8 protein-coding genes are annotated in these 10,212 nt (G+C 40.0%); all 8 read right to left on the bottom strand.

All coding sequences use genetic code 11. The annotated features are described in order from the left end of the window. A partial coding sequence (gene ileS / locus PSN35_RS04220) for an isoleucine--tRNA ligase (protein ID WP_300029911.1) occupies positions 1–2,767 on the bottom strand: 2,767 nt, incomplete at its 3' end. A gap of 778 nt (positions 2,768–3,545) precedes the next feature. After that, complete coding sequence (locus PSN35_RS04215; protein WP_300029909.1) at positions 3,546–4,274, bottom strand: pseudouridine synthase; 729 nt, start codon at positions 4,272–4,274, stop codon at positions 3,546–3,548. A gap of 2 nt (positions 4,275–4,276) precedes the next feature. Then, positions 4,277–5,476, bottom strand: a complete 1,200-nt coding sequence (locus tag PSN35_RS04210; protein ID WP_300029907.1) for a tryptophan--tRNA ligase — start codon at positions 5,474–5,476, stop codon at positions 4,277–4,279. Positions 5,477–5,521: 45 nt separating this feature from the next. Continuing rightward, positions 5,522–6,193: a type III pantothenate kinase gene (locus PSN35_RS04205; RefSeq protein ID WP_300029905.1), complete on the bottom strand. Its 672-nt coding sequence runs from the start codon at positions 6,191–6,193 to the stop codon at positions 5,522–5,524. Between the two features lie 129 nt (positions 6,194–6,322). Beyond that, on the bottom strand, positions 6,323–7,684 hold the full coding sequence (gene nhaD / locus PSN35_RS04200; RefSeq protein ID WP_300029903.1) for a sodium:proton antiporter NhaD: 1,362 nt from the start codon (positions 7,682–7,684) through the stop codon (positions 6,323–6,325). Further along, a complete protein-coding gene (locus PSN35_RS04195; RefSeq protein ID WP_300029901.1) occupies positions 7,677–8,474 on the bottom strand; it encodes a folate-binding protein YgfZ in 798 nt (265 codons plus the stop codon). Before PSN35_RS04195 ends, nhaD begins: the two co-directional genes overlap by 8 nt. A 95-nt stretch (positions 8,475–8,569) precedes the next feature. Then, positions 8,570–9,244: a transposase gene (locus PSN35_RS04190; RefSeq protein WP_300029899.1), complete on the bottom strand. Its 675-nt coding sequence runs from the start codon at positions 9,242–9,244 to the stop codon at positions 8,570–8,572. A gap of 146 nt (positions 9,245–9,390) precedes the next feature. Continuing rightward, a partial coding sequence (locus PSN35_RS04185; protein WP_300029897.1) for a hypothetical protein occupies positions 9,391–10,212 on the bottom strand: 822 nt, incomplete at its 5' end.

Genomic DNA, 10,212 nt, shown 5'->3' with positions numbered 1-10,212 from the left:
ACGCAAATTCCCTTTTCTCGCCGTCACCAGCTACATTCTCAACACAACGACCACACAGCTCAGGATGCTCGTTATTAGCACCAACATCTTCACGGTGATGCCAACAGCGCACGCATTTTTCATGTGTTGACTGGGTCACTTTAATATACACACCCTCGCCTGCTGGCATGCAATCCTGTGTTTTATCAGTTAGCGGGTGAATTCGCGCATAAGAAGTGATGAAAATAAAACGCAGCTCGTCACCTAATTGACCAAGCGCATCAAATGTTTTTTCATCACAATACAAATCCACCTCAGCATCAAGTGAAGAGCCAATTACTTTATCACTACGCATTTGCTCCATTTGTTTACGAATAAATGGATTGATATCTCTGGCAGTCTCAATGGCTGAATGCTGATAACCCGATGTTAAGCCTTGATACCATTCGCCCAAGAAAATACTGTTGGTTTTTTCATTCGGCATGTTTTGCCAAATCTCCTCAGCCGTAAACGACAATACCGGAGACAGCCATCTAACCATCGCCTCTAAAATATGGTTAAGCGCTGTTTGCGCACTACGGCGCGCTCTTGAATCTTCCTGTGTTGTGTACTGTCGGTCTTTAATTACGTCCAGGTAAAAACCGCCCAAATCATTACTGCAGAAATTCAAAATTAATTGAATAGCATGATGGAAATTGTACTGTTCATAAGCAGTTAACACTTGTGTTTGCAAATCAGCTGTTTTAGATACAATCCATCGATCCAAATCAAGCATTTCATCCGCTGCTAGTGTATGTTTTTCAGGGTTAAAGCCGCTGGTATTGGCCAACATAAAGCGCATGGTGTTACGAATGCGGCGATAAGAATCTGCAGAACGTTTTAAAATTTCATCAGAAACGGTCATCTCACCCGTATAGTCCGTTGAAGCAATCCACAATCTTAAAATATCAGCACCAAGATTGTTAACCACTTTTTGCGGGCTCATTACATTACCCAGTGATTTACTCATTTTTTTGCCGTCTTTATCAACGGTAAAACCATGAGTTAGCACTTGCTTATAAGGTGCCCTACCGTTAATTGCCACCGAGGAGATAAGTGAAGACTGGAACCAGCCACGATGCTGATCAGAGCCTTCTAAGTATAAATCAGCCACATCAGACAAACCTTCTCTTGCCTTCAGGACAGCAAAATGGCTCACGCCAGAATCAAACCATACATCCAGCGTATCGGTTGCTTTTTCGTAGTCATCAGCCTCACCACCCAACAAATCTTGAATGTCTGTTTCAAACCAAGCTTCAATACCATTTTTTTCAATCAATGCAGAAACGGTTTTGAACAATTCTTTGGTGTTTGGATGTAGCTCACCGGTTTGTTTATGAGTGAACAATGTAATTGGCACCCCCCAAAATCTCTGACGAGAAATACACCAATCAGGACGATTACCAACCATCAGCTCAATACGTTTTTTACCCCAATCAGGAATCCAATCCACTTTCGGAATTTCACTATTAACCGCATCACGCAAGCCATTATCTTGCATGGATACAAACCATTGAGGGGTTGCTCTGAAAATAACTGGAGTTTTATGGCGCCAACAATGCGGATAAGAATGCACAAGCGGCTCATGCTTAACCAAGGCATTATGAGATTTTAAAATCTCTAAAACACTGGCGTTTGCCTTAAAAATAAACTGGCCTGCTAATAGTTCTGTATCTTCAAAAAACACACCGCGACCATCTACCGGGCAGTTAACCGGCAAGTCGTATTGCTTACCGACTGCAAAGTCCTCTTGACCATGAGCAGGTGCTGTGTGCACCGCACCAGTACCCGCATCCGTGGTGACATGATCGCCTAAAATAACTGGCACTTGTTTGTCGTAAAATGGGTGTTGTGCTTTCAAGCCTTCAAGCTCACTACCTGTAAAAATTTGCTCAGAAATGCTCGCTTGAGACTCATAGCGCGCCAACGCATCTTGTGCCAAATCTTGAGCCAATAATAAATATTCATCACCCATATCAGCCAACACATAATTAAGCTCTGGATGAAGTGCCACCGCCTCATTAGCAGGCAGTGTCCAAGGCGTGGTTGTCCAGATAACCACAGAAACCGGCTTTTCAACCTTAAAAATTGAATCATCAATAATGCGGAACTTAACATCAATCGCATCGGACTGCTTGTCCTTATATTCAACCTCGGCCTCAGCTAATGCAGAACCACACTCAGTACACCAGTGAACCGGCTTGTAGCCTTTTGATACGTGACCATTGTCAACAATTTCGCCTAACGCACGAACAATATCCGCTTCATACTGAAAATCTTTGGTTAGGTAAGGATTATTCCAATCACCCAAAATACCCAAACGCTGGAAATCAAGCTTTTGCTTGGCCACTTGGGTGTCAGCATACTTGCGACATTCCGCTCGAAAACTATTGGCATCAATTTTTACACCCACTTTGCCTTTTTTCTTTTCAACATTTAGCTCAATTGGCAATCCGTGACAATCCCAACCAGGCACATACGGCGCATCAAAGCCTGACAAAGATTTTGACTTAACAATAATATCTTTTAAAACCTTGTTAACTGCATGGCCAATATGAATATCACCATTTGCGTACGGCGGTCCATCGTGTAGTGTAAATTTAGGCTTGCCTTGATTGTTTTTTCTAATTTGCGCGTACAAATCATCATCTTGCCATTTTTTTAGAAAGCCGCCTTCACGATTTGCAAGGTTTGCTTTCATGGCAAACTTAGTGGCAGGCAGGTTTAGAGTGGGTTTGTAATCAGACATTGACGCTTAAAAATATTAGAGACTAAAAAGCGATATTATACGTGATGGGCAGGGTTTTTTGACAATGAAAAACAGCTCTTAACGCAAGAAGTGTCTACTTTCTTGAACGAAAATACAGGTGAATATAAACAGCTAAAACCAATGAAGCAACCATAAAAAATATGGCAAACCAAAAAACACTGTCGGTATTCAAGGGGACTTCTAAAAACATTGATAAAATTTTATAAGCACCCTTGATTCATCAATAGGCACAATTAATCCTCTTGTTTGTTTTAACAAGAGGATGGTACAGTATGGTTTTTTTTAAAATTTATCGCTTAAAGGCTTTAAATCTTCTACCGATAACAAATACAACAAATGTAACAACAGCTAACGCTACCATTAGTAAACTCATGTAGAAAACCGTATCTGTGTTCAACTCATTCATGATCATGACTATTCCCTCTTTATTTAATTAATAACAGGGATATTCTATCAATAGAGCTGATTAAAATAATTGACCTAAGTCAAAAATTGTTAAAAAAATTTAAAATAGATATTGCGCATGCTGTTTAATGCGCTCAAGTTACGATAAAAAACTTTTCTTTAGTGAGCTTTAATTCTTGCCTTGGCAATGCCAAATACAATACCAACAATAACGGTTAACACCACCATAGTCACACTTAGGTAAAAAACAATATCATTATTTAACTCATTCATAATCATAAGACCACCTTTTGTTTGTTATTAAATGAGATTATTCTAACAAAAACTTGATTTAAATCAAGTTTTTTTTCGATTATAGCTTGACTGAATTTAATAATAATTTAACCTGACCCGGTTTAAGATAGTCGTATTGATTGGCTTTGAGTTTTTCTGGCAGACGAATTTCACCAAAACGAATACGGATCAAACGTGATACTTTAAAGCCAAGTGACTCCCACAAACGTCTAACTTCGCGCTTTCGACCCTCTTTTAATACAACTTTATACCAACGATTCGCACCCTCGCCGCCACCAATAGTCACTCGATCAAAGCGTGCAAAGCCGTCCTCAAGTTCAATGCCGGTTGTGAGTTGTTTAATATCCTCATTCTCTACTTGGCCCAAAACACGCACGGCATATTCGCGATCAATTTCAGAGCTTGGATGCATGAGTTTATTGGCCAAATCACCATTATTGGTAAACAGCAACAACCCTGATGTATTAAGATCTAGACGCCCTACCATCACCCAACGTGACTCTTTTGGCAATAAGCTATAAACACTTTTTCGCCCTTCTTCGTCCTTGTTGGAGCAAATCACGCCAGCTTGCTTATTAAGAATAATAACTTTAGTCTCTTCCTCTTTGTAACGCTCAAGATCAATACTGCGCCCATCAATTTTAACTTTATCGGTTATCTCGCATTTGTCGCCAATTTGGGCAACTTTGTTATTAACTTCAATACGACCTTGTTCGATCAACCTTTCGGCCCATCGACGAGATCCATAACCCGCAGTTGCAATCAGTTTTTGTAGTCTTTCAGCCATAATTAGTAAGTGATACCCATATGTTCTCGCACTTCAGCCATGGTCTCTTTAGCCACTCTTCTGGCTTTGTCAGAACCTTCATGAATAATTTGTTTAATCAAATCTGGGTCTGCCTGGTACTTAGCAATACGCTCTTGCATTGGTATAAGTTCAGCCTTAACAGCATCAATCACCGGTTGCTTGCATTCTACACAGCCCATCTTAGCCTTGGTGCAACCATCAACTACCCATTCACAAGTTTGCGCATCTGAATAGACTTCGTGCAATTGCCAAACTGGGCATTTGTTTGGGTCTCCTGCGTCAGTCAGCTTAATGCGGGCTGGGTCTGTCGGCATGCGCTTAATCTTAGTTTCAATTTCATCTGCTGTATCGCGCAAAGAAATGGTGTTACCATAAGATTTACTCATCTTTTGACCATCTAATCCTGGCATTTTTGACGCTTTGGTTAGTAGCGATTCAGGCTCTGGCAAAATAATTTTACCCACACCTTCAATATAGCCTGCTAAGCGCTCACGATCACCCAAAGTGATATTTTGCTGCTCTTGCAATAAAGCTTGAGCCTTGATCAATGCCTCGTCATCACCTGTTTCTTGATAGGCTTTGCGCAAAGAACGGAATAATTTCGCCTGTTTTTTACCCATTTTACCAATCGCAGTTTCAGCTTTTTCTTCAAAATCTGCTTCACGACCATAAATATGATTAAATCGGCGCGCCACTTCACGGGTTAATTCCACATGTGCCACTTGATCCTCACCCACAGGCACCAATCCGGCCTTATACATTAAGATATCAGCACTTTGTAATAACGGATAACCCAAGAATCCGTATGTGCCTAAATCTTTAGTTTTAAGCTTAAGCTGCTGATCTTTGTAAGATGGCACACGCTCTAACCAAGAGAGTGGTGTTGTCATTGATAACAACAAGTGTAATTCGGCGTGCTCTGGCACTTTTGATTGTACAAAAATCGTTGATGTGTTTGGGTTAATGCCGGCTGCCAACCAATCAACCACCATCTCCATTACATTGGCTTCAAGGTCAATCTTGTCAGAATAATGCGTGGTAAAGGCATGCCAATCAGCCACGAAAAAGTATGAATCATACTCATTTTGCAAATCAAGCCAGTTTTTTAATACTCCGTGATAATGACCTAAATGAAGACGACCTGTTGGTCGCATGCCGGATAAAACTCGATTGTCTTGCATGGATGATTGCGTTAAATTAATTAAGGCGCATTATACCAAGGCTCTCTACGCTTGTGCGTAAAGCGCAAGCCCATCTAAGACTAAATGCGGTTTGATATCAACTGAATGCTTTAATCGATAGGCGATAATTTTAGCGTCACCGCCAGTGAGGATAATTTGCAAATCGCCGTATTGTTCAAGATAGCTTTCAATCTGCTGATTAATAACACTCATAAACATTTGCGCTGTGCCATATTCCCAGGCATCCTTGGTATTATTCGCACTCTTCTCTAGAGTTAATTGCTTAGAATCATTAGAAAATTGAATAAAACTACGACGCAACACACCCAGACCTGGCATGATTAATCCACCCTGATGCTCGCCACCAGCAAGCACTAAGTCAAATGTGAGTGCACTGCCCGCATCAATAATGAGTCGAGTTTGTTTAGGATATTGATCGATACTTGCAATCATAGCCAAGAATCGATCTACACCCAAATCCTCGGGCGCACCATAGGCAGATTTAAATTGTTGAAACTGCGCTGGTGATTTAACAAACCTTGTGTTTTTTAAGCTTTTCAACAAAGACCGATCACCAACACAAGCAACATAAATCCGCTCAGCTTTAGGCAATACCTTAGAGTCGAAGTCTAGTGCTAACGCAAAACGATGCTCGCCTTTAAACAGCCACTTGACTAGCGTATTGCCAATATCAATTAATAAACAATCGTTTTTCATTATTAAGCTCTAATAGGGTTTGTATTTTTTATTATATCGAGGCGTAAGATTAACTTTAAATCAGGAGTTTGCAAATTGTAAATGACTGATTTAAAGTTAATCGACAACAAGGATATTATGAAAAATAAATTATCCAAATGGAATGCCACTTAGCCACATATGAGTCACGATACTAGCTGCATACCCCAGAGCGATCACTGGCATCCATTTCAGGTGTGAGCCAAAAGTATACAAGCCTTTTGATTGACCCATGAGCGCCACACCAGCAGCAGAACCGACTGATAACAAGCTACCACCTACGCCAGCGGTGAGTGTCACCAATAGCCATTGATTTAACGACATATCAGGGTTCATGGTTAATACCGCAAACATCACTGGAATATTATCTACCACAGCAGACAGTAAGCCTATCAAAATATTTGCATAAGTTGCGCCGAGTGAAGTGTACATCAGCTCAGATGTCATCGCTAAATAACCCATAAATCCTAATCCGCCAACACTAACAATAACACCAAAGAAAAATAATAGCGTATCCCACTCAGCACCCGCTACTTTTCTAAACACATCAAACCCATCCTCTTGGGTACGCTCCTCAACTTTACGAATAAAGAATGCGACTACCATTAAATAGCTCAAACCCAACATCATGCCCATCGCTGGCGGCAGGTGCAAGAAGCTATGGAAAATTACTGCTGTGGCGATTGTCAATATAAACAACGCAACAATAACCAATCCACCTATCTTAATATTAATTATTTCACCGCTAGAGGTAGCTTTTTCATTTTTAATGGCAAAATGCATAATTGCCGCAGGAATAACAAAGTTAATTAGTGATGGAATAAACAATGCAAAGAATTCAGAGAATTCAACCAAACCTTTTTGCCAAACCATTAACGTGGTGATATCACCAAATGGGCTAAATGCACCACCAGCATTCGCCGCCACCACGATATTGACCATGGCAATGGAAACAAAGCGTGGATTACTCGAACCCACAGCCAAAACAACGGCACCCATAATAAGCGCTGTTGTTAGATTATCTGCAATGGGTGAGATGAAGAATGCTAGAAATCCTGTCATCCAAAAAAGCTGTCTAAAGGTAAAGTCTTTTGACACCAACCAAGCCTTTAAACTCTCAAACACCAGCCTTTCTTTCATGGCTTCAATATAAGTCATCGCAACTAGCAAGAATAGAAATAGCTCGGCATACTCCAATAAATTATGTCTAAGCGCAACTTCTGCTGAATGTGGCAACCCGTGTGAAGCATACACCCAACCAATCAAACCCCAAATAACACCTGCAACCAAAATAACAGGCTTGGACTTTCTGAAATGTGTAAATTCTTCCACCATCACTAGAATATAAGCCAAGGCAAATAATGCTAGGGCTGTATAACCTACCCAATGACTAGTCAAATCAAGGGATTCGCCCACCGATGCATTAGCAAAAGACGATAAAGGTAAAAGCAATAACGTTAGAAATTTAATCATGTTGGATTTTATTAATCGGGTGGCTGTTAATGGTTACCGTGTCGTTTTCATGTGCAACTTCGAGCGTTGCTAAGCACAGTGATTTAGCGTCTAATTTTACACAACGCACCACAACACCTGAAGCTTTAGCTGATTTTGAACACTCAACCTGCAATTCATCACCCACTTGCAACTCTTGATCACTTTCAAACTGATACATTCTGCGCTTAGCTTTGCCTAAATAATGCAGTCGCGCCACCACTTCTTGTCCAGGATAACATCCCTTAGTAAAACTCACACCCACTTCATCAATATCTAAATTTAGCATTTGTGGTACAAATTTCTCACTAGTTGCCAAAGTGACTTCTGGCACTTCGTTTGCAATACAAGCCCGCTCCCAAACCGAACTATCTGAAAATTCAATGCCACTCACGTCACTGACCAAGGCAATAGACTGTTGGGCATTAAGCTTAAAGGGTGATAGGCCTTGCCTATCACCCTCAAGCAAACCAAGCTGAGTGATCTCATCAGACACATCAGTAATAACAACATCTGACATCATCTTAAACATGGTGAGGCGCTTAATAACAATCTCAGCCAAATCACTTGCAAATGATAAATAAAAATCATCAGCTGATTTCATCACCCAAACAAGTGCGATAATTTTCCCCTGATGCTGACAATAGGCATTGAGTTGCACAACACCTCCTTCTAAAGCATCAATATCATTAGAAAATTGCCCTTGTAAAAAACTCTGCACATCGCTACCAGTAAGCTTTAATAGAGATCGACCTCTTAACTGAGTAATCATTTCTTTTGCCTAAATTTAAATTATGAATTCATTTTAAAGGATAAACACAATCACTGTATTCACAAACAACTATTCTGGTGCAGGCCTTGCCTGCCTCAAAATTCAAAATCATTAACATTGATAACATTCCCCTTATTATCAGTAAACGTTTTAGAGGCATTTTTAATAAAATCCTTGTATTCAGATAAGCCGCCAGTCTCATTAACAACCTTGGTAATTTCTGTCTGATCACAAATTTCATTGGTGCAGGCCTTGCCTACATCAGATATAAAATCAGACAAGCTAGAAATAACTAAATTTTTGTTAATGTCAATTTGATGATGCACATAGTTGAGATTAACATAAGCGGATAAAATCGGCAGTGCAAAATCTCCACTGAGGTGCGTGGCTTTAAACTTACCCTGAAATAAGGCGCCGGATCGTTTCTCTTGTTGATTAAAAAACATGGTGTAAGCTGTTCCCAATCTTTGCATAAATTGTGAAATACCATGATCAACATTTTGTTTAAGTAACAAATGAAAATGATTCGGCAACAAACAGTAGGCTACAATGCTAACCAGCTGCTCACCTTCTCCAAGAATTATTTTATTTTTATGTCGACTTCTCTTATTGGTGATATATTTTCTACTATCAGTCGTATTTAACAACTGCAAGCGACTAAGGAAATACGCCTGTTGTTCTTGAGTGTTAAAAATAACACGCTTGTCTACACCCCGATTAAACACATGGTAATACTCATCATTAGTAAAATCAATTTTTCTTATACTCATAAATTATATTTTACCCAATTTTCATCGGTTGAGGCAGGCCTTGCCTGCATCAAAAATATTTGGGACGAAAAAAAACCCCAGACCGAAGTCTGGGGTTTTAAGTCACTTAAACGTTAGTTTAAGTTAACTGTTTTTCTAAATAAGATTTAGAATTTAACAGCTAGCTCAAGATCTAAAGTAGAAGAGTCAGTAGTTGTAGAACCCTTATCATCTAAGTCAGTGTAAGTCGCTTCAAATGTAGTACCATTTGCAAGTGGACGAGTTACGATGAACTTGTTGAATGAAGTGTCTTCATTAGAAACATCATCAATTCTAGAGTTACGGAATTCAACAGTGTTACCAGCCATCTGTGTCTTTAAGCTAATTGAAGTTACGTCTTGACCAGCAGTTAGATCGTATGCACCTGTAGCACCTTCGAAATCACCCATCCAAGTATCACCTTCAATAGTAGCGCCTGAATCAGCAGTTGCTTGTGCAACTTTAACGTCTATACCGCTAAATGAACCAGAAACTTCAACTACTGAACGATCAGTGTTAGCAGGGTCACGGTTAAGTACTAAGTAAGAAGCCTTAACGCCACCAACTGTAGTTGAAACAGAGATATCTTCACCAGCAGAAACTTTCTTGTAAGATAGTGCAACACCAGAGATATCAGCTGCCACTTTAACGTAGTCCATCATTTTAGATACTGACTTTGCTTCAGCTTCAGTACCGTAAGTTACCTTAACGCCAGAAAACTCTTTATCAAACTGAATCTTACCGTCGTTACGAGTAGAAGCTCTTAATGCGTTGTTACCATTATCCCACTGACCAGCTTTAACAGAAACACCTGCAACAGAAGTTGCAACATAAGCATCTTCAATGTTCATTGCTGTGTCGGTAGTTGCTGATGTAGTAGAGTCAATGCTACCAAAGTTAATTACAACTGTAGTGTCGCCTGACTTGCCTTTAACTTTAAGGTCCATCTC

The organism is Candidatus Thioglobus sp. (assembly GCF_028599055.1).
Classification (GTDB): Bacteria; Pseudomonadota; Gammaproteobacteria; order PS1; family Pseudothioglobaceae; genus Thioglobus_A.
The sequence above is the reverse complement of the archived record's forward strand: the minus strand, read 5'-3'. Positions and strand labels throughout refer to the sequence as shown.

Coding starts and splice junctions, on each gene's coding strand:
- nhaD (WP_300029903.1), bottom strand. CDS start 7,684: ATGATTAAATTTCTAACGTTATTGCTTTTACCTTTATCGTCTTTTGCT.
- PSN35_RS04205 (WP_300029905.1), bottom strand. CDS start 6,193: ATGAAAAACGATTGTTTATTAATTGATATTGGCAATACGCTAGTCAAG.
- PSN35_RS04195 (WP_300029901.1), bottom strand. CDS start 8,474: ATGATTACTCAGTTAAGAGGTCGATCTCTATTAAAGCTTACTGGTAGC.
- PSN35_RS04190 (WP_300029899.1), bottom strand. CDS start 9,244: ATGAGTATAAGAAAAATTGATTTTACTAATGATGAGTATTACCATGTG.
- PSN35_RS04215 (WP_300029909.1), bottom strand. CDS start 4,274: ATGGCTGAAAGACTACAAAAACTGATTGCAACTGCGGGTTATGGATCT.
- PSN35_RS04210 (WP_300029907.1), bottom strand. CDS start 5,476: ATGCAAGACAATCGAGTTTTATCCGGCATGCGACCAACAGGTCGTCTT.